This is a genomic window from Dyella sp., assembly GCF_035685805.1.
Taxonomy (GTDB): domain Bacteria; phylum Pseudomonadota; class Gammaproteobacteria; order Xanthomonadales; family Rhodanobacteraceae; genus Dyella_A.
On record NZ_DASSAB010000034.1, the window covers coordinates 127,703 to 150,235 of the forward strand.

At 68.7% G+C, this 22,533-nt stretch carries 19 protein-coding genes; 17 read left to right on the top strand and 2 right to left on the bottom strand.

Annotated features, from left to right (window positions below):
- The 17 genes from VFG40_RS08535 to VFG40_RS08615 all read left to right on the top strand — a co-directional run bounded on the left by VFG40_RS08535 (position 1) and on the right by VFG40_RS08615 (position 20,477).
- Positions 1-831 (top strand): phosphatidate cytidylyltransferase, encoded by an 831-nt coding sequence (locus tag VFG40_RS08535; protein ID WP_324896930.1) that lies wholly within the window; start codon positions 1-3, stop codon positions 829-831.
- On the top strand, positions 828-2,003 hold the full coding sequence (locus VFG40_RS08540) for a 1-deoxy-D-xylulose-5-phosphate reductoisomerase (RefSeq protein ID WP_324896931.1): 1,176 nt from the start codon (positions 828-830) through the stop codon (positions 2,001-2,003). The genes VFG40_RS08535 and VFG40_RS08540 overlap by 4 nt, the downstream gene beginning before the upstream one ends.
- A gap of 13 nt (positions 2,004-2,016) precedes the next feature.
- Positions 2,017-3,363 (top strand): RIP metalloprotease RseP, encoded by a 1,347-nt coding sequence (gene rseP / locus VFG40_RS08545; protein ID WP_324896932.1) that lies wholly within the window; start codon positions 2,017-2,019, stop codon positions 3,361-3,363.
- Between the two features lie 177 nt (positions 3,364-3,540).
- Complete coding sequence (bamA, locus tag VFG40_RS08550; RefSeq protein WP_324896933.1) at positions 3,541-5,949, top strand: outer membrane protein assembly factor BamA; 2,409 nt, start codon at positions 3,541-3,543, stop codon at positions 5,947-5,949.
- Positions 5,950-6,087: 138 nt separating this feature from the next.
- Positions 6,088-7,116 (top strand): UDP-3-O-(3-hydroxymyristoyl)glucosamine N-acyltransferase, encoded by a 1,029-nt coding sequence (gene lpxD / locus VFG40_RS08555; RefSeq protein WP_324896934.1) that lies wholly within the window; start codon positions 6,088-6,090, stop codon positions 7,114-7,116.
- Positions 7,109-7,582, top strand: a complete 474-nt coding sequence (gene fabZ / locus VFG40_RS08560; RefSeq protein ID WP_324896935.1) for a 3-hydroxyacyl-ACP dehydratase FabZ — start codon at positions 7,109-7,111, stop codon at positions 7,580-7,582. Before lpxD ends, fabZ begins: the two co-directional genes overlap by 8 nt.
- Positions 7,579-8,382 (top strand): acyl-ACP--UDP-N-acetylglucosamine O-acyltransferase, encoded by an 804-nt coding sequence (gene lpxA / locus VFG40_RS08565; RefSeq protein WP_324896936.1) that lies wholly within the window; start codon positions 7,579-7,581, stop codon positions 8,380-8,382. The genes fabZ and lpxA overlap by 4 nt, the downstream gene beginning before the upstream one ends.
- A 49-nt stretch (positions 8,383-8,431) precedes the next feature.
- Complete coding sequence (gene lpxB / locus VFG40_RS08570) at positions 8,432-9,640, top strand: lipid-A-disaccharide synthase (RefSeq protein WP_324896937.1); 1,209 nt, start codon at positions 8,432-8,434, stop codon at positions 9,638-9,640.
- A gap of 54 nt (positions 9,641-9,694) precedes the next feature.
- The gene (gene rnhB, locus VFG40_RS08575) at positions 9,695-10,300 is read left to right on the top strand and encodes a ribonuclease HII (protein ID WP_324896938.1); all 606 of its coding nucleotides are present in this window, start codon (positions 9,695-9,697) and stop codon (positions 10,298-10,300) included.
- Positions 10,301-10,570: 270 nt separating this feature from the next.
- Positions 10,571-10,768 (top strand): hypothetical protein, encoded by a 198-nt coding sequence (locus VFG40_RS08580; protein ID WP_324896939.1) that lies wholly within the window; start codon positions 10,571-10,573, stop codon positions 10,766-10,768.
- Positions 10,769-10,914: 146 nt separating this feature from the next.
- A complete protein-coding gene (gene dnaE / locus VFG40_RS08585) occupies positions 10,915-14,457 on the top strand; it encodes a DNA polymerase III subunit alpha (RefSeq protein ID WP_324896940.1) in 3,543 nt (1,180 codons plus the stop codon).
- A gap of 162 nt (positions 14,458-14,619) precedes the next feature.
- Positions 14,620-15,579 carry an acetyl-CoA carboxylase carboxyltransferase subunit alpha gene (locus VFG40_RS08590; protein WP_324896941.1) on the top strand — a complete coding sequence of 320 codons (960 nt, stop codon included), beginning with the start codon at positions 14,620-14,622 and terminating at the stop codon, positions 15,577-15,579.
- Positions 15,580-15,624: 45 nt separating this feature from the next.
- On the top strand, positions 15,625-16,833 hold the full coding sequence (locus tag VFG40_RS08595; RefSeq protein ID WP_324896942.1) for a hypothetical protein: 1,209 nt from the start codon (positions 15,625-15,627) through the stop codon (positions 16,831-16,833).
- A 49-nt stretch (positions 16,834-16,882) separates the two neighbouring features.
- Positions 16,883-17,650 (top strand): NYN domain-containing protein, encoded by a 768-nt coding sequence (locus tag VFG40_RS08600; RefSeq protein ID WP_324896943.1) that lies wholly within the window; start codon positions 16,883-16,885, stop codon positions 17,648-17,650.
- Positions 17,651-17,799: 149 nt separating this feature from the next.
- Positions 17,800-19,086, top strand: coding sequence for a tRNA lysidine(34) synthetase TilS (gene tilS, locus VFG40_RS08605; RefSeq protein ID WP_324896944.1), 1,287 nt, complete (start codon positions 17,800-17,802; stop codon positions 19,084-19,086).
- A 204-nt stretch (positions 19,087-19,290) separates the two neighbouring features.
- Complete coding sequence (locus VFG40_RS08610) at positions 19,291-19,548, top strand: exodeoxyribonuclease VII small subunit (RefSeq protein WP_324896945.1); 258 nt, start codon at positions 19,291-19,293, stop codon at positions 19,546-19,548.
- A 44-nt stretch (positions 19,549-19,592) separates the two neighbouring features.
- Positions 19,593-20,477: a polyprenyl synthetase family protein gene (locus tag VFG40_RS08615; protein WP_324896946.1), complete on the top strand. Its 885-nt coding sequence runs from the start codon at positions 19,593-19,595 to the stop codon at positions 20,475-20,477.
- A 93-nt stretch (positions 20,478-20,570) separates the two neighbouring features.
- Here VFG40_RS08615 and VFG40_RS08620 read toward each other — a convergent pair whose 3' ends face one another.
- Both VFG40_RS08620 and pmbA read right to left on the bottom strand, forming a co-directional pair.
- Positions 20,571-21,011 carry a DUF4870 domain-containing protein gene (locus VFG40_RS08620; RefSeq protein ID WP_324896947.1) on the bottom strand — a complete coding sequence of 147 codons (441 nt, stop codon included), beginning with the start codon at positions 21,009-21,011 and terminating at the stop codon, positions 20,571-20,573.
- A 125-nt stretch (positions 21,012-21,136) separates the two neighbouring features.
- A complete protein-coding gene (gene pmbA / locus VFG40_RS08625; RefSeq protein WP_324896948.1) occupies positions 21,137-22,504 on the bottom strand; it encodes a metalloprotease PmbA in 1,368 nt (455 codons plus the stop codon).
- Positions 22,505-22,533: the final 29 nt, after the last annotated feature.

Consider the following 22,533-nt stretch of genomic DNA (forward strand, 5'->3'; position numbering starts at 1 on the left):
ATGCTGCTCCAGCGCACCCTCACCGCACTGCTGCTCATTCCGCTGGCCCTGGCGATCATCCTGTGGCCGGCCACGCCCGTGTTCGCCCTGGTGGTGGCTGCCGCCTTCCTGGTCGGCGTGTGGGAGTGGACCCGCCTGAGCGGCCTCACCGGCACGCCCGCACGTGCCGCGATGCTGGTGCTGGTGGCGGCACTGCTGCTGGCCGCGTGGTGGCCGCGCCAGCCGCTGGTGTGGGGGGCATTGACGCTGCTTGGCGTGTGCTGGTGGGGCATTGCTTGCCTGTGGCTGCGCCACTTCGCCTTTGCCGCCGCGCCCACCCCCGAGAATCGGCGCATCAAGCTGCTGGCCGGGCTGTTCGTGATGGTGCCGGCGTGGGCGGCGCTGGTGCTGATCCACCGGGCGCCGCCGTACGGCCACTGGTGGACCTTCCTGGCGCTGGCGATTGTGTGGGCCGCCGACATCGGCGCCTATTTCGCCGGCCGCTTCCTCGGCAAGCGAAAGCTGGCGCCGCAGATCAGCCCGGGGAAGACCTGGGCTGGCGTGTACGGGGCATTCGTGGCAGCCGGCGCGGTGGTGGTGGCGGGCGGCTGGATGCTCGGGGTGCACGACGCGCGCCTGCTCGGCCTGATCGTGCTGGCCGCCTTTACCGTGGCCGCATCGATCGTCGGCGACCTGATCGAGAGCCTGATGAAGCGGCACGCCAAGATGAAGGATTCCGGGCAGATCTTCCCGGGTCACGGGGGGCTGCTCGACCGCCTGGACAGCGTGTTCGCCGCGATGCCGGTGTTCGCGCTCGGCCTGTGGCTGCTCGACATCGTCCCGCTGACATGAGGCGGGTGGGCGTACTGGGCGCCACCGGCTCGATCGGTGGCAGCACCCTCGACGTGATCGCCCGTCATCCCGGGCGTTTCCAGGCCACCGTGCTGGTGGCACACCGGCAGGTGGACGCGCTGGTCGCGCTGTGTGCGCGGCACCGCCCGGAGCTGGCGATCATCGCCGACCCGACGCTGGAGGAAGCGCTCGCCCGGGGGCTGGCAGCATCTGGCGTGCGCTGCGAGGTAGCCAGCGGCGAGGCGGCCGTCGCCGCCGCGGCCGCCGGGCCGTTGTGCGACACGGTGGTCGCAGCCATCGTCGGCGCCGCCGGGCTGGATTCCACCCTGGCCGCGGCGCGGGCCGGCAAGCGCCTGCTGCTGGCCAACAAGGAATCCATCGTGATGGCCGGCCCGCTGCTGCTGGCGGCGCTGCGCGAGGGCGGCGGCGAGCTGATCCCGGTCGACTCGGAGCACAACGCGATCTTCCAGTGCCTGCCGGGCGGTCGCCCTGACCTCGCCGGCAGCGGTGTCCGCCGGCTGATCCTGACCGCCTCGGGCGGTCCGTTCCGCGGCCGCAAGCGGGCCCAGCTCGCCGCCATCACGCCCGACCAGGCCTGCGCCCACCCCAACTGGGTCATGGGCCGCAAGATCTCGGTCGACTCCGCCACCCTGATGAACAAGGGGCTGGAGGTGATCGAGGCGCACCACCTGTTCGGTGCCCCGGCCGACGCGATCGAGGTGCTGGTGCACCCGCAGAGCCTGGTGCACTCGATGGTCGACTACGTGGATGGCTCGGTGCTGGCGCAGCTGGGCAATCCGGACATGCGCACGGCCATCGGACACGCGCTGGCCTGGCCGGACCGGGTGGACACGGCGGTGCCGCCGCTTGACCTGGCAGGGTTGGCCCCGCTGCAGTTCGAGCCACCGGACCTGGACACCTTCCGCTGCCTCGCACTGGCGTTCCAGGCGCTGCGTGCCGGTGGCGACGCGCCGGCAATTCTCAACGCGGCGAACGAGGTCGCGGTAGATGCGTTTCTTGCCGGTTCGCTGCCCTTCCTGGGCATCGCCGAGCTGGTCGAAAGCGTGCTGACGGAACTGCCGGCGCAACCGGTGGTCGATATCCGAACGCTGGTCGCCCGCGACCTCGCCGCGCGCACTGCGGCACGGCGCATCCTTCGCAACGCATGCTGATAAGCTCTTACTGATGAATCCTTTTTTCGGCTCGGTGTTCTGGTTGCTGGTCACGCTTGGCGTGCTGGTGACCTTTCACGAATTCGGCCATTTCTGGGTCGCGCGCCGCTGCGGCGTCAAGGTGCTGCGCTTCTCGGTGGGTTTCGGCCGGGCGATCTGGAAGCGCACCGCGCGCGATGGCACCGAGTACCAGGTGGCGATGATTCCGCTGGGCGGTTACGTGAAGATGCTCGATGCGCGCGAGGGTGAGGTCGACCCTGCGCTGCGCGACCAGGAGTTCACGGCCAAGTCGGTCTGGAAGCGCATTGCCATCGTGGCGGCCGGCCCCGGGTTCAATCTGATCTTCACCCTCGCCGCCTTCTGGGCGATGTTCATGCTCGGCCGGCCCGACGCGGCTCCGGTTGTTACGGCGGCGCCGCACAGCCTCGCGGCAGAGGCAGGCATCCAGCCGGGTGACCGAGTGCTGAGCGTGTCCGGCCATGCAGTGAGCACCTGGACCGGCGCGATGGACGGCGTGATCAACGGCATGCTGGGCCGTGAGCCGATCGCGCTGGAAGTCCGCAGCACCGATGGCTCACAGCACCAGGTCACGCTGCCGCTGGATCGGCTGCCGCCGGGCCAGGACGTGGGCAAGTATCTCGACACGCTCGGCCTCTCGCTGGCCGCGCTGCCGCCGATTGCCGCCACCGTGATGCCGGACAAGCCCGCGGCCGCAGCCGGCATGCGCGCCGGTGACCGCATCCTCAGCGTCAATGGGGTGGCGATTGCCGACTACAGCCAGTTCCAGCAGGTCGTCCCCGAACAGGCGGCGCGCTCGCCAACGCTGGCGATTACCGTCCAGCGCGACGGCAAGAGCGTACCGCTCACTGTGGTCGCACGAAAGATTTCGCTGGAAGGGCAGCCGGTGAACTGGGTAATCGGCGTGGGTGCGGCGCCGCGCGAGCAGGCGATCCAGCACTTTGGCCCGATCAAGGCGTTGCGCGCCTCGCTGGACACCACCTGGAACAGCGCCGCCCAGACCTTCCACATGATCGGCAAGATGCTGACCGGCGAAGCTTCCACCAAGAATCTCTCCGGTGTGATCGGCATCGCCCAGGTTGCCAACCAGTCGGCCAGCATGGGCCCGGCCTGGTTCCTCAACTTCCTGGGCATGGTGTCGCTCAGCCTGTGCATCCTCAACCTGTTGCCGATCCCGCTCTTGGACGGCGGTCACCTGCTGTATTACCTTATCGAGTTGGTCAAGGGCAGCCCGGTGAGCGAGCGCACCATGATCGCCGGCCAGTACGTGGGGCTCGCCCTGCTGTTCACGATGATGGGCCTGGCGTTCTACAACGATCTTCACCGCATCCTGCTGTCGTGACGGCACCGACGCTCGCCCGCACCGCCGGCTGGCCGTTCTGCCGGCGCCATGGATGCGCCGCAGCGCCACGACGCGGGTCGGCTGCTCTCCAACCATCGCAGGATGTGCTCCTGTCCCACGCATTGTCCGGGGCGATCCTTGCGATCGTTCCGTCGAAATAACCCAACGGAAACGACGATGAAGCGTATCGCCGCCCTGATCCTGCTCGCCTCCCTCTCCGCCAATGCGCTCGCGTTCGAGCCGTTTGTCGTTTCCGATATCCGCATCGATGGCCTCAGCCGCATCTCCGCGGGCACGGTCTACAACTACCTGCCGGTGAACAAGGGCGACCAGTTCACCGAGGACGAGGCGCGCCGGGCGATCCGCGCGCTCTACAACACCAAGTTTTTCAGCGACGTCGAGATCGACCGCGAAGGCAGCATCCTGGTGATCAAGGTGGTCGAGCGGCCGTCGATCGCCAAGCTCACCCTGCGCGGCAACAAGGACATCAAGGAAGAGGACCTGCGCAAGGGCCTGAAGGAGATCGGCCTGTCCGAGGGCGAGACGTTCGACCGACTCTCGCTGGACCGCGTCAAGCAGGAGCTGATCACCCAGTACTACAACCGCGGCAAGTACAACGTGTCGATCGAGCCGCACGTGACGCGGCTGGACCGCAACCGCGTGTCGATCGACATCGAGATCCGCGAGGGCAAGGTCGCCAAGCTGAAAGAGATCAACATCGTCGGCAACACGGTGTTCTCGGACAAGGCCATCGAGGACGACTTCGAGTCCGGCACCACCAACTGGCTGTCGTGGTATTCCAAGAACGACCAGTACTCGCGTGAGAAGCTGTCCGGCGACCTGGAAAAGCTGCAGTCCTACTACATGAATCGCGGCTACGCGGACTTCGGCGTGGACTCCACCCAGGTCACCATTGCGCCGGACAAGCGCGAGATGTACATCGCCGCCAGCATCAAGGAGGGCGAGGTCTACACCGTCTCGGACGTGCACCTGCTGGGCAAGCTGATTCTGCCGGAGGACACCCTGCGCAAGCTGGTATTCGTCAAGAAAGGCGATACCTTCAACCGCGCCGCGGTCGAGGCTACTTCCGACTCGATCAAGGGCATCCTCGCCAACATCGGCTTTGCCTACGCCAAGGTCACGCCGGTGCCGAAGCTGGACAAGGACAAGCGCACGGTCGACATGACCTTCTACATTGAGCCGGGCCAGCGCGTGTACGTGCGCCGGGTGGTGTTCCAGGGCAACACCCGCACCGAAGATGACGTGATGCGCCGCCAGCTTCGCCAGCTCGAAGGTTCGTGGTACTCGCAGGCCGCGGTGGATCGTTCCAAGATCCGCCTGCAGCAGCTGGGCTACTTCAAGAAGGTCGACATCGACAAGCAGCTGGTGCCGGGCACGGAAGACCAGGTCGACGTCACCGTGAAGGTGGAGGAACAGTCCGCCGGCAGCCTGCAGTTCGGCGTGGGCTATTCGCAGTACTCCGGCATCATCCTCTCGGCCTCGGTGTCGCAGAACAACTTCCTGGGTACCGGCGACAGCTTCAGCGTGGGCGCCGAGACCAGCACGTACTACAAGCGCGTCAACGCCAGCTACTACAACCCGTATCTCACCGACAACGGCATCGGCATCGGCTACACCCTGGGCTACTCCAAGACCGACTACGGCAACACCGATTTCGCCAACTACGCCACCAGTGCCAAGTCGTTCTCGACCTACCTCGGCATCCCGATCACCGAGACCGACAGCCTGCGCGTGGGCCTGGGCCTGAGCAGCAACAAGATCAACCTGTATCAGGGCTACACCCCGCAGGTCCTGCTCGACTATCAGAACGCGCTGGGCCACAAGACCATCCACGAGTGGACCGGCACGCTGGGCTGGAACCACGACACCCGCAACGGCTACTGGGCGCCCACCCGCGGAGGCCTGTTGTCGGCCTCCACCGACGTGGCGCTGCCCGGCTCCACCGTGCAGTACTTCCGGCTGAGCACCGAGGCCAACCACTACTGGCCGATCGGCGGCGGCTTCGTGCTCTACACCGATGCGCAGGCGCAGTACGGCAAGACCTACGGCAACCAGACGTACGAGAACACCACCTACAACGGTGCCTACAAGGCCGGCGATCCGGTGGACTATCCGTTCTGGCAGAACTTCTACGCCGGCGGCGTGCGCGACGTGCGCGGCTTTCAGGACAACACGCTCGGCCCGCGCGTCTGCTCGGGCGTCGGTGCCAATGGCCAGAGCATCCAGCCTGATGCCAAGGGCAACTGCAACGGCAGCTACTACAACTATGCCCAGCCGATCGGCGGCGCGTTCAAGGTGCTCGGCACCACCGAGCTGTATCTGCCGCTGCCGTTCCTCAAGGACATCAACACCGCCCGTGTGTCGCTGTTCGTCGACGTCGGCAATGCCTACAAGGACTACCAGAGCTTCAAGGCATCCGACCTGCGCGCCTCGGCCGGTATCTCGCTGCACTGGCAGGCGCCGATCGGTCCGCTGATCATCAACTTCGCCACGCCGATCCGTTCCAAGCCCGCCGATCGTCATTACGAGGAGCGCATCCAGTTCACCTTCGGCAGCCAGTTCTGACCAGGCGGCATTCGGTCTAGCGGCATGGAAAGCGCGGCCACGGCCGCGCTTTTCTTTTGCGCCATCGGCACGCCCTGCGCGGGCGCACGGACAGCTGCCGGCGGCTCGCCTACAATGGCGCGCTTATCGGGAGCGAACATGAGCGTGAAGAACTACACGGTGGACGACCTCGCCGAGCGCTTCGGTCTCGTCGCCAGGGGCGACGGTGCGCGCGTCATCGATGGCGTGGGCACCCTGGCCGGTGCCGGCCCCAGCCAGCTCACTTTCCTGTCCAACAGCAAGTACGCCGGCCAGCTCGCCGGCACGCGCGCCGGCGTGGTGGTGCTGCGCGAGGCCGATGCGGCGCAGTGCCCGTCCGCGGCGCTGATCGCACGCGATCCCTATGTCGCCTACGCCCGCATCGCCGCGCTGTTCGAACCACTGCCGGCGGCTCCCGCCGGCATCCACCACAGCGCCGTCGTGTCGCCCGACGCAACGGTCAGTCCGAGCGCCAGCGTGGGGCCGTGCTGCGTGGTGGAGGCCGGCGCCGTGATCGAGGACGGCGTCGTGCTCGGCCCGCACTGCGTCATCGGCGAGGGGTGCGTGGTGGGCGCACAGTCACGACTGGTGGCGCGGGTCACGCTGGTGACCCGGGTGACCCTGGGCAGGCGGGTGCTGGTGCACCCGGGCGCCGTGATCGGCTCGGACGGGTTCGGACTGGCCTTTGACACCGACCACTGGATCAAGCTGCCGCAGCTCGGCGGCGTGCGCATCGGCGACGACTGCGAGATCGGCGCCAACACCACCATCGACCGTGGCGCGCTGGACGACACCGTGCTGGAAGAGGATGTGCGCCTGGACAACCAGATCCAGATCGCCCACAACGTCCACGTCGGCGCGCACACCGCGATGGCCGGCTGCGCCGCGGTGGCCGGCAGCGCGAAGATCGGCCGCTACTGCATGATCGGCGGCAACGCCGGCGTGCTCGGCCATCTCGAGCTGGCCGACCGCGTTACCATTACCGCCAAGAGCCTGGTGACGCACTCGATCCGCGAGCCGGGCGAATATTCCTCGGGCACACCACTGCAGGACAATCGCCAGTGGCGCAAGAACGCTGCCCGTTTCAAGCACCTCGACGAGCATGTGCGCCGACTCACGGCGCTGGAGAAGGACAGCAACAATGAGTGATTCCGCAGCGGACTTCAGCCTGCCGGTGAACGTGGAGCAGATCCAGCAACTGCTGCCCCACCGCTACCCGTTCCTGCTGGTCGACCGGGTGATCGAACTTGAGCCGGACACCCGCGTGGTGGCGCTGAAGAACGTGACCATCAACGAGCCGTTCTTCCAGGGCCACTTCCCCGGCCATCCGGTCATGCCGGGCGTGCTGATCGTCGAGGCGATGGCGCAGACCGCCGGACTGCTGACCCAGATCAGCAGCCGCATGAAAGGAGACAGCGGCAGCCCGCTGTTCTACCTGGTGAAGGTGGACAACGCCCGCTTCAGCTGCCCGGTGGTGCCCGGCGACCAGCTGCGCATGGAGGTGTCGCTCAAGCGCCTGATGCGCGGCATGGGCCTGTTCGTGGCCCGCACGCAGGTGGACGGCAAGGACGTGGCCAGCTGCGAACTGATGTGCGCGGCGAGGTCCGATAAATGAGCGCGTCCACCGCGGCATCTGACGCTGTAATCCATCCCACCGCCGTGATCGACCCGTCGGCGGTGATCGGCGAGCGCGTGAGCATCGGCGCCTACAGCGTGATCGGCGCCGATGTGCAGATCGGCGCAGGTACCGTGGTCGGCCCGCATGTGGTGATCGAGGGGCCCACCCGGATCGGCTGCGACAACCGCATCAGCCAGTTCGCCTCGCTCGGCGGGCCGCCGCAGGACAAGAAGTTTGCCGGCGAACGCACCGAACTGGTGATCGGTGATCGCAACCTGATCCGCGAGTTCGTCACGGTCAACCGCGGCACCGGCGATGGCGGACACGTGACCCGCATCGGCAATGACAACTGGCTGCTGGCCTATGTGCACGTGGCACACGACTGCCAGGTAGGCAACAACGTGGTGTTTTCCAACTATTCGGCGCTGGCCGGGCACGTGGAGATCGGCGACTGGACGATCATGTCCGGCTACTCGGGCGTGCACCAGTTCTGCAAGGTCGGCGCGCACGCGTTCATCGGCATGGGTTGCCTGGTGGGATCGGACGTGCCGCCGTTCGTGATGATGGCCAACGAGCAGCACGGGCGCCCGCGCGGCATCAACAGCGAAGGGCTCAAGCGTCGCGGGTTCGATGCGCCGCGCATCTCGGCGATCAAGCGCGCGTACCGCACGCTGTACATGGCGGGCCTGAGCCAGGCCGAGGCACGCGAGCAGCTGGTGGCCCAGGCCAAAGACAGCGACGACGTGCGCGCGATGCTGGAGTTCCTCGACCGCAGCGAGCGGGCGCTCGCCCGCTGACGCGGCCCGCGAGCGAGGGCAGCCGCTCGCCCGGTCCGGAGACCGACCCATGAACACATCCGCGCCAGCTCCCCTGATCGCCGTGATCGCCGGCGAAGAGTCCGGCGACCAGCTCGGTGGCGATCTGCTCGCCGCGCTGCGCCAGCGCTATCCTGCCGCGCGCTTCGTCGGCATCGGCGGCAAGCGCATGCAGGCCCAGGGCCTTGAGTCGTGGGACGAGATGTCCGAGCTGTCCCTGTTCGGCCTGGCCGAGGTGGTCCGCCACCTGCCGCGGCTGCTGCGGCTGCGCAGGCAGCTGGTGGAACGGCTGATCGCCGCACGGCCGGCGGTGCTGATCGGCATCGATGCGCCGGACTTCAACCTGGGCGTGGAACGGCGCCTGCGCGAGGCGGGCGTGCGCACCGTGCACTATGTCAGCCCGTCGGTGTGGGCCTGGCGCGAGAAGCGCGCCGAGAAGATCGGTCGCAGCGCCGATCGGGTGCTGTGCCTGTTTCCGATGGAGCCGCCGATCTACGCGCGGCACGGTGTGGATGCGCGCTTCGTCGGGCATCCGCTGGCGGACCGCTTCGCGCTGGTCGGCGACCGCGCCGGCGCCCGCGATGCCCTCGATCTGCCGCATGACGTGCCGGTGCTGGCCGTACTGCCAGGCAGCCGCGGTTCGGAGATCGAGCGTCTCGGCCCCACGTTTCTCGATGCGGCAGCGCGGGTGGCTGCAGCCATTCCCGGCCTGCAGGTGGTGATTCCCTCGGCCAATCCACGCGTGCACGCCCGCCTCGAGCAGCTGCTCGGGCAGGTGGGCCGCCGGTGGCCGGTGCCACCGCGCCTGATCGAGGGCAACGCGCACCAGGCGATGCTCGCCGCCGACGTGGTGCTGATCGCCTCCGGCACCGCCACGCTGGAGGCGATGCTGGCAAAGCGCCCGATGGTGGTCGGCTACCGCGTCTCGCCGCTGAGCTACCGCATCGCCCGGCTGCTGCGCATGCTCAAGACCGACATCTACTCCCTGCCCAACGTGCTCGCCCGCGCCGCGGGCGCCGACCAGCCGCTGCCCGTGGCCGAGCGCATGCAGGACGATTTCACCGCCGCCCACCTGGCGGCGGACACGCTGGCGCTGTTCAACGACAGCGAGCGGCGCAGCCGGGTAGTGGCCACCTTCGAGCAGCTGCACCGGGCGCTCAAGGTCGATCTCCAGGGCCATGCGGGCGACGCCGCGGCCGCCGCCGTGGCGGAGCTGCTGGAGACGCCGCATGCACGGTGAATCCGCGATCGGCCGGGCTGCCGGGCCGGCTGCATCCGCGCGATCGACACGCCGATGAGCACGGTGCAGCTGCGTAAACGTCGGCTGACCGCCGGTGTCGACGAGGCCGGCCGCGGGCCGCTCGCCGGCCCTGTGGTGGTCGCCGCCGTGGTGCTCGATCCGCGCCGCCCGATCGACGGCCTGGACGATTCGAAGAAGCTCAGCGAAGCGCGCCGCGAGGCACTCTATCCATTGGTGCTCGAGCGGGCGATCGCGCACTGCGTGGTGGTGGTGGGACCGGACGAGATCGACCGCCTGAACATCTTCCAGGCGACCATGGTCGGCATGAGCCGCGCGGTGGCGGGCCTGCCGCGGCGGGCGGACATGGCGCTGATCGACGGCAACAAGGTGCCGCGCGACCTGCCCTGCCCGGGCCGCTCCATCGTGGGCGGCGATGCGCTGGAACCGGCGATCAGCGCGGCCTCGATCCTGGCCAAGGTCACCCGCGACCGCCTGATGGTGGCGCTGGATGCCGTGCACCCGGGCTACGGTTTCGCGGCACACAAGGGCTATCCCACGCCCGAGCACCTCGCCGCGCTGCAGCGTCTGGGGCCGTGTCCCGAGCACCGCCGCAGCTTTGCCCCGGTTTGCCGTTCGCTGATCCAGCACGAGTTGTTCTGACTGCACCGCCAGCGTGGCTGGCTTACTGCATCGGCCGGGCCAGCCGGCGTGTGTCTGTCGGCACGGGCCGGGTCGCTGGCCGCGGGCGTACGCTGCCGCTGCCGCCACGCTGCAACCGTTTGCCCCGGCGCGGCATCCATGACCCGGAAGCGCTGACCGTGCCCGACCCGGGCACGCTGCCGCCTCCACCCGCACGGACGCGTCGCGCGGGTCGCGTGCGCCGCACGCGGCCCGAAAACCGCCGGCGGCCTGGCCGCCAGGAGTCACGTCATGAACCTCTCGCTGCCCCGTCCACGGATCATGTGGAACGCGCCGGCCCCGGAACCGGCTGCGCCGGGCGAAGCTGGCGATCCGGCCACCGTCACACTGGCCGTGGAACATCACGACTACGACCATCGGGCACTGAAGATCGGTCCGCTGGACCACCTGCCGATGCTGGCCGACAGCGCCCGCTTCGCGATTCGCTGAGAAGCTCGTTCCCCGGACTGCCGACGCCGTCGGGCGCGGGCTCGCCAGCCCTTGTCGTGCAAGGGCTGGCCGCCGCCGCGCCGAAGTCAATTCTTGCCGCTGTGCAGGCACGCCGCTAGGCTGGGCGACCACCTCGCGCGCACGCCATGTCCGCTCGCTACGCCCACCTGCACCTGCACAGCGAGTACTCGCTGGTCGATTCGACCATCCGCATCAAGGCGCTGGTCGAAGCCTGCGTGCGCGCCGACATGCCCGCGGTGGCGCTGACCGACGAGTGCAACATGTTCGCGCTGGTCAAGTTCTACAAGGCGTGCAGCGCGGCGGGCATCAAGCCGATCGGCGGCTGCGACCTGTGGATCGCCTCGCCCGACGACCCGCGCCCCTGGCGCATGACGGTGCTGTGCCAGAACCGGCCGGGGTACCTCAATCTCTCGCGGATGGTGTCGCGCGCGTGGCGCGACGGCCAGCACGGCGGCAAAGCGCTGGTCGAGGCCGCGTGGCTGACGCCGGAAGCCAGTGACGGCCTGATCGCCCTGCTCGGTCGAGACAGCGAGATCGGCCGCATCGCGCTCAACCAGGGCGTCGACGCGGCCTCGGCGCGGCTGCGCCCGCTGACCCGCCTGTTTCCCGACCGTCTCTACCTCGAGCTGACCCGCTGCGGCCGCGAAAACGAAGAGCTGTGGAACACCGCCGCGCTGGCACTGGCCACCGAGCTGAACCTGCCAGTGATCGCCAGCAACGACGTGCGGTTTCTCCGCCAGGATGATTTCGAGGCCCACGAGGCGCGCGTGTGCATCAACCAGGGCCGCGTGCTGGCCGACCCGAAGCGCCCACGCGACTATTCCGACCAGCAGTACCTGAAGACGCCAGACGAGATGGCGACGCTGTTCGCCGACCTGCCCGAGGCGCTCGAGAACACCGTCGAGCTGGCCAAGCGCTGCAATCTCGAGCTGCAGTTCGGCACCTACTACCTGCCCGACTTCCCGGTGCCGGAGGGCTACGACCTCGACAGCTACATCCGCGAACTTTCGCGGCAGGGCCTGAAGGAGCGCCTGGCGGCAGCGCCACTGGCCGCCGGCAAGACGCTGGCCGACTACGAGGCCCGGCTCGAGCGCGAGCTCGACGTGATCGTGAAGATGGGCTTCCCCGGCTACTTCCTGATCGTGGCCGACTTCATCAACTGGGGTAAGCAGAACGGCATCCCGGTGGGCCCGGGTCGTGGTTCGGGTGCCGGCTCGCTGGTCGCCTGGGTGCTGAAGATCACCGACCTCGACCCGCTGCAGTTCGAGCTGCTGTTCGAGCGGTTCCTCAACCCCGAACGCGTGTCGATGCCCGACTTCGACATCGACTTCTGCATGGATCGCCGCGACGAGGTGATCGACTACGTGGCGCGCAAGTACGGCCGCGACCACGTCAGCCAGATCATCACCTACGGCTCGATGGCGGCCAAGGCGGTATTGCGCGACTCCGGTCGCGTGCTCGGCATGGGCTACAACGCGGTCGACCGCATCGCCAAGCTCATCCCGCCGCGGCCGCTCGACCTCACCCTGAACGACGCGCTGGGCCGCTCGGAGAAATCGAAGAAAGAACCGGACCGCGTGGTCAGGGAATTCTGCGAGCTGTACGAGCAGGACGAGGACGAAGCGCGGCCGCTGATCGACCTGGCGCTCAAGCTCGAGAACCTCACCCGCAACGCCGGCAAGCACGCCGGCGGCGTGGTGATCGCGCCGACCCCGCTGACCGATTTCGCCCCGCTGTATTCCGAGCCGGGCGGCGGCGGCGTGGTCACCCAGTACGACAAGGACGACGTCGAAGCGGTCGGCCTGGTGAAGTTCGACTTCCTCGGCCTGCGCACGCTCACCATCATCGACTGGGCGGTGAAGGCGATCAATGCGCGCCGCGCGGAAACCGGCGAAGCGCCGCTGGATATCTCGCAGCTGCCGCTGGACGACCCCAAGCCCTACGAGCTGCTGAAAAAAGCCCAGACCGTCGCGGTGTTCCAGCTCGAATCCTCCGGCATGCAGCGCATGCTCAAGGACGCCAAGCCGGACCGCTTCGAGGACATCATCGCGCTGGTGGCGCTGTACCGCCCCGGCCCGATGGACCTGATCCCCAGCTTCGTCGCGCGCAAGCACGGCCGCGAGGAAGTGGAATACCCCGACCCGCGCGTCGAGCCGATCCTGAAAGAGACCTACGGCATCATGGTCTACCAGGAGCAGGTGATGCAGATGGCGCAGATCGTCGGCGGCTACTCGCTCGGCGGCGCCGACCTGCTGCGCCGCGCGATGGGCAAGAAGAAAGTCGAGGAAATGGCCAAGGAGCGCGCCAAATTCCGCGAGGGCGCCGCCAAGGACGGCCTCACCGGCGACAAGGCCGACTCGATCTTCGACCTGATGGAGAAGTTCGCCGGCTACGGCTTCAACAAGTCGCATGCCGCCGCCTACGCGCTGGTGTCCTACCAGACCGCCTGGCTGAAGGCGCACTACCCGGCCGAGTTCATGGCCGCGACGATTTCCTCGGACATGGACAACACCGACAAGGCGGTGACGTTCCTGGACGAGTCGCGCGCGATCGGCATCACCGTGATGCCGCCGGACGTGAACGCGTCGGAGTTCATGTTCGTCGCCACCGGATCGAAGACGATCCAGTACGGCCTGGGCGCAATCAAGGGTGTCGGCCAGGGCGTGTGCGAGGCGATCGTGGCCGAACGCGCCCACGGGCCGTATACCGACCTCGCCGACTTCTGCCGCCGCGTCGATCCGACCAAGCTCAACCGCCGCGTGCTCGAGGCGCTGATCTACTCCGGTGCGCTGGATGCACTGGCGCCGACCCGCGCCAGCCTGATGCTGCAGCTGCCCGACGCCATGAAGGCGGCCGAGCAGCACCTGCGCGACAAGCAGTCGGGCCAGAACGACATGTTCGGCGCCGCCATGGGCGCGATCACGCCGGTAGTGCAGATCGACCTGCCCACCGCGCCGGAGTGGCCGCTGGAAGACATGCTCAAGGGCGAGCGCGACACGCTCGGCCACTACCTCTCCGGTCATCCCACTGACCCATGGAAGGACGAACTGGCCCAGCTGTCCACTTGCCCGTTGGGCGAGATCGTCGACCGCTACCAGCCGCCCCGTCCGCGCAAGAACGACGACGGCGAGGCCAACCGCTTCCGCCGCGGCCCGGACACGCCATGGACCGTCGCCGGCATGGTCACGGCCGTGCGCAAGCGCGGCGATTCGGATGCTTTCGTGCGACTGGAAGACGGCAGCGGCACCATCGAGGTGAGTTTCTTCGGCGAGCTGTTCCAGCAGGTTGCGCCCCTGCTGGTGCGCGACGAAATGCTGATCGTCGAGGGCGGGCTGCGCATTGATGATTTCTCCGGCGGCGGCTTTCAGGTACGCGCGCGCAGCGCCGTCACCCTGGCCGACGCCTGCCGGCGGCACGCGCGCCTGCTGCGGCTGAAGCTCAATGGCGTCACCGCCGACTTCCCGGCCCAGTTGCAGCGCACGCTCGCGGGCTTTCGCGGCGGCCGCGCGAGCGTGATGCTGCACGGTTACCACAACCGCGACGCCCAGGCCGACCTGGAGCTGGGCGAGGACTGGCGGGTGGAAGCGGTGCCCGATCTGCTGCGCGCGGTGCGCGCGCTGCCCGGCGTGGAAGCCGCGCGGCTGCGCATCGTGAAGAGCCAGGAGTGAGCGGAGAGGAGTGAGAGAAAAGCAGCCGGCCAGCGTGCGACCTGCTCGCTCTGGCTTCTCGCTCCTCGTCGATAACTTCTCGCTCCAGACCCATACGGCAGCGTTCTCCCGTTTTTGCGCGCCCCGCTATACTGGCCCGCTTACTGTCCTGAAACGCAGCGAATGAACCCCAACTTCCTCGATTTCGAACAACCCATTGCCGAGCTGGAAGCGAAGATAGACGAGCTTCGCCACGCCAGCGACGGCCAGGCGTTCAATATCGACGACGAGGTGCGCCGCCTGCGCGAGAAGCTCAAAGTCAAGACGGCCGAGATCTTCCGCAACCTCAATTCCTGGCAGGTCACCCAGCTGTCGCGCCATCCCGGTCGTCCTTACACGCTCGACTACATCGCGGCGATCTGCGAGGAGTTCCACGAACTCGCCGGCGACCGCGCGTTCGCCGACGACGCGGCGATCGTGGGCGGCCTTGGCCGCATCAACGGCCGCTCGGTGATGATCATCGGCCACCAGAAAGCCCGCGACACCAAGGGCAAGGTGCGCCGCAACTTCGGCATGCCGCGCCCCGAGGGCTACCGCAAGGCGCTGCGCCTGATGAAGATGGCCGAGCGCTTCGGCCTGCCCGTGCTGACTTTCATCGACACGCCCGGCGCCTATCCCGGCGTGGGCGCCGAGGAGCGCGGCCAGAGCGAGGCGATCGCCCGCAACCTGCTGGAGATGGCCGGGCTGAAGGTGCCTGTGATCTGCACCGTGATCGGCGAAGGCGGCTCCGGCGGCGCGCTGGCGATCGGCGTGGGCGACCGCACCATCATGCTGCAGTACTCGATCTACTCGGTGATCTCGCCCGAAGGCTGCGCCTCGATCCTGTGGAAGAGCCAGGACAAGGTACGCGATGCCGCCGACGCGATGGGCGTCACCGCGCCGCGCCTGCTCGAGCTCGGCCTGATCGACAAGGTGGTGCGCGAGCCGCTTGGCGGCGCCCATCGCAACCCGCAGTCGATGGCGATCCGCCTCAAGGCGGTGCTGCTGAACGAACTGGACAAGCTCGAGGCGATGAACGTCAGCGACCTGCTCGAGCAACGTTACCTGCGCCTGCGCGGCTACGGTGCCTACGCCGGCAACTGAGCCGGCGGTGACGTCGCCGGACCGTCGGGTGCGAAGGGAATCGCCATGACACGAATTGCTCCATTCGGCATCATCCTTGCCGCCGGGCTTGCGCTGGCGGCACCCCAGGCACGGGCCCGCGAGGTGACCATCACCACGCCCGAGGCGCTTGCCCGCTACCTGCACGACACGCCGATCGAACGCTCGCCGCTGGGCGCACTGCCGCCGGGCGCGCGCAGGCGCTTCCTGGGTAGCCTGAAGTTCGGGCCCCGCGGCCTCGCCGGGTTTGCCATCGATGACCTCGATCAAGAGCTTGACCATGCCCAGGCCGAGGCGGTGCTGACGCTGTTCGGCGCTGAGAAGTACGGCGCCGGCGTGGGTCTGTCTGCGCAGGAGTACGCGCAGCGCAAGTTCGAGCGGGCCACCGATGCGGCGGTCCGCGGCTGCACGGCGGGCTCATGTCCGGAGACTCCCGTCGAACAACGCTTCGACGCACTGCAGCAGCCAGGCCGAAGCGGCACCGACGCCGACCGCCACGCGGCCATATCGGCCGACTACGCGCGGCTGTTCACCGGCGACATGAGCCCTGTAGCGCTCGCACGTAGCAGCACGCCGGACCTGCGCCTGCTGGCACGTGCAGCGCGCATGGCGCTGGACGCAGATCCCGACGGTCGTGCCGGCGATGACCTCGCCCGCGTGCTCGACGCACTGCAGCAGCGAGGCATGGCAAACGATACGGACTACCTGCCCCTGTTTCGCGCCCACGTCGCAGCACGCCGCTTCGACGCGGCCCAGGCACTGATGCGTGACCATCCGGCCATGTCCGCCCCTGCGCTGCCGACGCTCCGAGACCACACCGTGCGCGGCAACGGGCCCACGCTGCTGACCGTCAGGGCGGACGGCCGCCACATGATCCGGGAGAACGCCGGTCTCGACGTACCGCTGCGGATCGTGGTGGTGGCGGGCTGCCATTTTTCGGAGGACGCCGTCCGCGCCATCGCGGCCGATCCGCAGCTGGACATCTTGTTCCGTCAGCACGCCATCTGGCTGGCCAGCGACACCACCGCGCTGGCTGACGCCGCAGCGTGGAACCGTGCCTTTCCCACCCAGCCTGTCCATATCGCCTGGCACGACCGCGAATGGACGATGCTCTCTTCCTGGGCCATGCCGACCTACTACGTCTTCCGCCACGGCCGTGAGGTCGCGCACTGGGCGGGTTGGCTCGGGCTGGACGCCCTGCGCGCCGAACTGACCGGGGCGGGTGTGCCGTACTGAGCGCCGGCTCTGCGATGATGCGTGCTGGACCCGTCGAAGGAGCAACGTCATGGCTACCCCCACCTCCGAGCGCCTGGCCGTGCTCATCGACGCCGACAATGCACAGCCGGCAATCGTCGAAGGACTGCTGGCGGAAATCGCCAAGTACGGCACCGCCTACGTCAAGCGCATCTACGGCAACTGGACGAGCCCGCAGCTGCAGGGGTGGAAGGATGTGCTGCTGGAGTATTCGATCCATCCGGTGCAGCAGTTCAGCTACACCCGGGGCAAGAACGCCACCGACTCGGCGATGATCATCGACGCGATGGACCTGCTCTACACCGATCGCTTCCAGGGTTTCTGCATCGTCTCCAGCGACAGTGACTTCACCTCGCTGGCCCGGCGCATCCGCGAGTCGGGCCTGAACGTGTACGGCTTCGGCGAACGCAAGACGCCCGACCCCTTCGTCAAGGCCTGCGACCGGTTCATCTACACCGACGTGCTGGTGCAGCAGCTGGACGACACGGTGAAGGACGAGGCCGAGCGATCGCACCCGATCCAGCCGCCGAAGAAACTCTCCCGGCAGGAGCTCAAGCAGGACACCAAGCTGCTCAACCTGTTCCGCAAGGCCATCGCGGCGGCCGAGGACGAGGACGGCTGGGCGCACCTTGGGGCGATCGGCTCCAGCGTGGCCAAGCAGGCGCCGGAATTCGACCCGCGCAACTACGGCTACCGCAAGCTCAGCGAACTGGTCGAGGCGATCGGCCTGTTCGAGATCGACCAGCGTGGCGACGGCCCCGCCCGCACGCTGTACGCGCGGGACAAGCGCCGCAAGTAGAACCGCGCCCCGACCGCACGAGTGCGTGCCTGTGCCCCGCGTATCCAGCGCCGCATGCGTGACATGGCCGCGCGTGGCGCGTCCCCTGGCGAACGGCCCGGCGCAGGTGCGTCCTACACTGTGCGCCTGCCGACCTTGCGGAACCGCCGTTGTCCCCGTCCCTTCTCCAGCACCTCGCCGCGCAACTGGCCGAAACACCCCCGGGCGCCCTGTGTGTCGCCTTCAGCGGCGGGCCTGACTCCAGTGCACTGCTCCATGCGCTGGCCGCGCTGCCGCGTACCCGCTCGCTGCGGGCCATCCATGTCGATCACGCACTGCACCCGGACAGTGCGCAATGGGCGCACCACGCCCGCGCCTTCTGCGCGGCGCTCGCGCTGCCGTGCGAGGTGCTCGAGGTGGCGGTGGACCGCGCGTCCGGCCGCGGCATCGAGGCCGCCGCGCGCGAGGCGCGCTACGCCGCACTCGCCGCCGCGCTCGCGCCGGGCGAGCAGCTGCTGACCGCTCATCACCGCGACGACCAGGTCGAGACCGTGCTGCTGAAGCTGCTGCGCGGTGCCGGGCCGGAAGGCCTCGGCGGCATGCGCGAGCGTCGTCCACTGGGTGCAGGCGAGCTGTGGCGCCCGCTGCTCGCGCTGCCGCGTGCTGCGCTCGAGGACTACGTGCAGACGCATGCGCTGGGGTGTGTGCGCGATCCGTCCAATGCCGACGCCCGGCTGCGACGCAACCTGCTGCGCCACGACATCCTGCCGCGACTGGCCGCACACTGGCCGCACGCGGTCGATGCCATCACCCACAGCGCCGCACTCTGCCGACAGGCCGCCGACGCGCTGCGCGAGCGCTGGCTCGTTGCCTTCGATACCCTGCACGACCCGCACACCGGCAGCCTCGATGCCAGCGGCTGGCGACAGCTGGCGCCGGCTCTGCGCGAACCGCTGCTCGACCACTGGCTGCACGCCCGCCAGCTGCCTGCGCCTGGACGGGGGCAACGGGCGCAGATCCAGCGGCAACTGGATGCGCGCGAGGGACGGGTCCCGTGCATCCGCTGGCCCGGCGCCGAGCTGCACGTGTGGAAAGGCCGCCTGTGGGCGCTGCCGCCGGCAACCCTGATCGACCCGGCATGGCAAGCCTCCTGGGCAGGCGAAGCACTGGCCCTTCCTGATGGCGGCACGCTGACGCTCGAGGGCACGCTCGCGCGGCCGCTCATCGTCGGTGTGCGTCGCGGCGGCGAACACCTCAAGCCAGCCGGCGATCGCCACACGCGCGAGCTGCGCGACCTGTGGCAGCAGGCCGCGCTGCCCCCATGGCAGCGCACGGCATGCCCGATGATCCACGAGGACGGCGCGCTGATCGCCGTCGGCGACCGTTGGCTCACCGCACGCGGCGAAGCCCTGCTGGGCGCGCCCGGCGAGCGCCTGCGCTGGCGCCCGGGGCGATGAACACGGTGCGGCATGATCGCTGCGGCCCGGCAGGTGGGCGCGCTCCGGCGACGCCCTGCATTTCGTGACCTGCGTGCCTCACGCAACCTCGCTTGCCGCACCCGCCGACAGCGCTGCGGAACCGACTGCGCCCGGTGTGCGGTGGCCCCCGCGACGCCGCTTTTCGATTGCTTCGGCGCCCTTGCTGCGTTAGCGTTCCCGGCCATGGCCAAGACCGCTCCCGCACCCGCCGACACCGCGCCAGTTGCCGATTTCGAGCACTCGCTCGACGAGCTCGAACAACTGGTCGCCAGGATGGAAGGCGGCGACCTGAGCCTGGACGATTCGCTGGCGTCGTTCGAGCGTGGCATCGGCCTGTACCGGCACTGCCAGCAGGCGCTGGAGAAAGCGGATCTGCGCGTGCGCCTGCTGCTGGATCCGGACGCCCCCGACGGCGCCGAACCGTTTCAACCCGAACTCTGAGCATCACGCTGGCCATCGCACGCCAGCCCACCGACCCGCACCCCATGACCACCTCGCTGAGCCCATCCCTCGCGGCGCTCGTCGCCCGGGCCGACCGGGCCCTGGCCGCCGCACTGCCGCGCGACGATGCCGCCCCGGTCGAGCTGCATCGCGCCATGCGCTACGCCGTGCTCGGCGGCGGCAAGCGGCTGCGCCCGCTGCTGGTGTACGCCGCCGGCCACGCATTGGGTTGCGAGGCAAGCACGCTCGATCCGCCCGCCTGCGCGGTCGAACTGATCCATGCCTACTCGCTGGTGCACGATGACCTGCCGGCGATGGACGACGACGCCATGCGGCGGGGCCGGCCGACCTGCCACGTCGTCTTCGGCGAGGCGATGGCGATACTCGCCGGCGACGCGTTGCAGGCCCTGGCATTCGAGGGGCTGGCACATGCGCCGGTGGATCCGGCTGTCGCGATCGCGATGCAGCGCGCGCTGGGGCGCGCCTGCGGCGCCGAAGGCATGGCCGGTGGCCAGGCCCTGGATCTGGCCGCGGTGGGCCGTGCGCTCACGCTCGCCGAGCTCGAACACATGCACGCCTGCAAGACCGGCGCCTTGATCCGCGCCTCCGTGCGCCTGGGCGGCCTGGTTGCCGGCGCCAGCCCCGACGCGCTCGACGCGCTGGACCGCTACGCCGGCCTGGTCGGGCTCGCCTTCCAGGTGCGCGACGACATCCTGGACGTGGAAGGCGACTCGGCCGTCATCGGCAAGACGGCCGGCAAGGACGCCGCCGCCGACAAGCCGACCTTTTCCTCGATCCTCGGCCTCGAGGCCTCGCGGAGCCGGCTTGTCGAGCTCACCGACCAGGCGTTCGAGGCGCTGGCGCCGCTGGGCGCGCACGCGGCCCTGCTGCGCGAACTGGCGAGCTATGCCGCGCAGCGGCGGCATTGACGCCGGGCCCAGCGCGGTCAGCCGTGACTGCTGAAGCACCGAAAAAAAAGCAGCCCGAGGGCTGCTTTTTTCTTCCAGCCAGCGCGCGCGCGATCAGTTGATCAGGCGCAGCGCGAACGGGTAACGGTAGGCGACACCCTCGTTGGCCTTGATGGTCGCCATGATCACCAGCACCAGCCAGACGATGCCCAGCACCGGCAGCAGCACGAAGCCGATCAGCACGAACATCAGCAGGCCGCAGATCAGGCCGGCGATGGCCACGGTGATGTTGAAGTTCAATGCCTCTTTCGCCTGGTCGGCGACGAAAGGCATGGTGTCCTTCTTCACCAGCCAGATGATCAGCGGCGCGATGAAGCAGCCGATGCCCAGCCAGTGGCCGGTGAGCAGGCCGCCGACCAGCGCGGACAGGTGCGCGAACATGGCCCACTGGCGTTCCTCGGCCGAGGGCGAACCGCCGGGCGGGGGCACCGGATCGAATGGCGGCACCGGATCATGCGGCGGCGGCGGAACGACATCATCGGGTGGAACGCTCATGGCATGCCCTCGGTAGTAGTCACTGAAGAACCGCCACCGCGTGGCGATTTGCCGCAGATGCTACCGCGATCGCAGGTTCTTGCCGAGAGGACTTCCGACCCGGTACGAGACCCGACCGCTTGGCCTCATTCGCCAGCTACCGTCATGCGCTCGAGCAGGATCGAACCGCACAACAGATGCGAGCGCGGATCGACATCGGAGCCGACCGCCACGATGCCTGCCAGCATCTCGCGCAGATTGCCCGCGATGGTGATCTCCTCCACCGGATGCATGAGCCGTCCATTCTCCACCCAGAAGCCGGAGGCGCCGCGGGAGTAGTCGCCGGTGGTGGTGTTCACCCCCTGCCCCATCACCTCGGTCACCAGCAGGCCGGTGCCCAGGCGCCGCAGCATGCCGTCGAAATCGCTTAGCTCGCCGTCGCCGCTGCCGGGCTCGACGATCAGGTTGTGGATGCCGCCGGCGTTGCCGGTGGTCTGCAGGCCGAGCTTGCGTGCCGAGTAGCTGCCGAGCACGTAGCGCACCAGCACCCCGTGCTCCACCAGGCTGCTGTCGCGTGTCGCCACGCCCTCGGCGTCGAACACACCCGAACCCTGGCCACCGATCAGGCGCGGCCGTTCGACCAGGTTCATCCAGCCAGGCAGGACCGGCTTGCCGACGTGGTCGATCAGGAAGCTCGACCGGCGGTACAGCGCCCCGCCGCTCACCGCACTGAGCAGATGACCGATCAATCCGCGCGCCAGCTCCGGCGCGAACAGCACCGGGCACTGCCGGGTGCTCAGGCTGCGCGCGCCCATGCGGGCCAGCGTGCGCTGCGCTGCGCGGTCGCCGAGCGCCCTGGCGTCCATGAAACGCGACGCGTCGCGCACGCTGTCGTACCAGTAGTCGCGCTGCATGCCTTCGTCATCGCCGGCAATCAGCGACAGCGAGATCGAGTGGCGGGTACCGCGCTCGCGTCCCACGAAACCGTGCGAGTTGGCGTACACCGACACGCTCTCGCCCATCTGTACGCCGGCACCGTCGGAGTTGGTGATGCCCGCGTGCGCGCGACCGGCATCTTCGATGCGCTGGCCCAGCGCGATCGCGCCGGCGGTATCGATGGACCACGGATGCCACAGATCCAGATCCGGAAATTCGGTGGCCATCAGCGCCGCGTCGGCGAGGCCGGCAGCGGGGTCTTCCTCGGTGTAGCGGGCGATCGCGCAGGCCTGCTCGATGGTCGCCTGCAGCGACTCGGGGTTGAGGTCCGCCGTGCTGGCCGAGCCCTTGCGCTGGCCGAAATACACGGTCAGCCCGAAGCCGCGGTCGCGGGTGTGCTCGACCGTCTCCACCTCGCCCAGACGCACGTTCACGCTCAGGCCGGTGTCGATGCTGGCGGCTACCTCGGCCTGGCTGGCGCCGGCGACGCGGGCGCGGCGGATCACGTCCTCGGCGAGGTTGGCCAGGCGATCGAGATCATCGCGGCTGCGGTCCGTGCTGATGGCGGTTTCGCTCACTTAGGTTTCCTGCGAGGTGACGGGTAGAA

Excerpts from the sequence above, each read along its gene's own strand:
- VFG40_RS08535 (WP_324896930.1), top strand. The coding sequence starts at position 1 with ATGCTGCTCCAGCGCACCCTCACCGCACTGCTGCTCATTCCGCTGGCC.
- VFG40_RS08540 (WP_324896931.1), top strand. The coding sequence starts at position 828 with ATGAGGCGGGTGGGCGTACTGGGCGCCACCGGCTCGATCGGTGGCAGC.
- rseP (WP_324896932.1), top strand. The coding sequence starts at position 2,017 with ATGAATCCTTTTTTCGGCTCGGTGTTCTGGTTGCTGGTCACGCTTGGC.
- bamA (WP_324896933.1), top strand. The coding sequence starts at position 3,541 with ATGAAGCGTATCGCCGCCCTGATCCTGCTCGCCTCCCTCTCCGCCAAT.
- lpxD (WP_324896934.1), top strand. The coding sequence starts at position 6,088 with ATGAGCGTGAAGAACTACACGGTGGACGACCTCGCCGAGCGCTTCGGT.
- fabZ (WP_324896935.1), top strand. The coding sequence starts at position 7,109 with ATGAGTGATTCCGCAGCGGACTTCAGCCTGCCGGTGAACGTGGAGCAG.
- lpxA (WP_324896936.1), top strand. The coding sequence starts at position 7,579 with ATGAGCGCGTCCACCGCGGCATCTGACGCTGTAATCCATCCCACCGCC.
- lpxB (WP_324896937.1), top strand. The coding sequence starts at position 8,432 with ATGAACACATCCGCGCCAGCTCCCCTGATCGCCGTGATCGCCGGCGAA.
- rnhB (WP_324896938.1), top strand. The coding sequence starts at position 9,695 with ATGAGCACGGTGCAGCTGCGTAAACGTCGGCTGACCGCCGGTGTCGAC.
- VFG40_RS08580 (WP_324896939.1), top strand. The coding sequence starts at position 10,571 with ATGAACCTCTCGCTGCCCCGTCCACGGATCATGTGGAACGCGCCGGCC.
- dnaE (WP_324896940.1), top strand. The coding sequence starts at position 10,915 with ATGTCCGCTCGCTACGCCCACCTGCACCTGCACAGCGAGTACTCGCTG.
- VFG40_RS08590 (WP_324896941.1), top strand. The coding sequence starts at position 14,620 with ATGAACCCCAACTTCCTCGATTTCGAACAACCCATTGCCGAGCTGGAA.
- VFG40_RS08595 (WP_324896942.1), top strand. The coding sequence starts at position 15,625 with ATGACACGAATTGCTCCATTCGGCATCATCCTTGCCGCCGGGCTTGCG.
- VFG40_RS08600 (WP_324896943.1), top strand. The coding sequence starts at position 16,883 with ATGGCTACCCCCACCTCCGAGCGCCTGGCCGTGCTCATCGACGCCGAC.
- VFG40_RS08610 (WP_324896945.1), top strand. The coding sequence starts at position 19,291 with ATGGCCAAGACCGCTCCCGCACCCGCCGACACCGCGCCAGTTGCCGAT.
- VFG40_RS08615 (WP_324896946.1), top strand. The coding sequence starts at position 19,593 with ATGACCACCTCGCTGAGCCCATCCCTCGCGGCGCTCGTCGCCCGGGCC.
- VFG40_RS08620 (WP_324896947.1), bottom strand. The coding sequence starts at position 21,011 with ATGAGCGTTCCACCCGATGATGTCGTTCCGCCGCCGCCGCATGATCCG.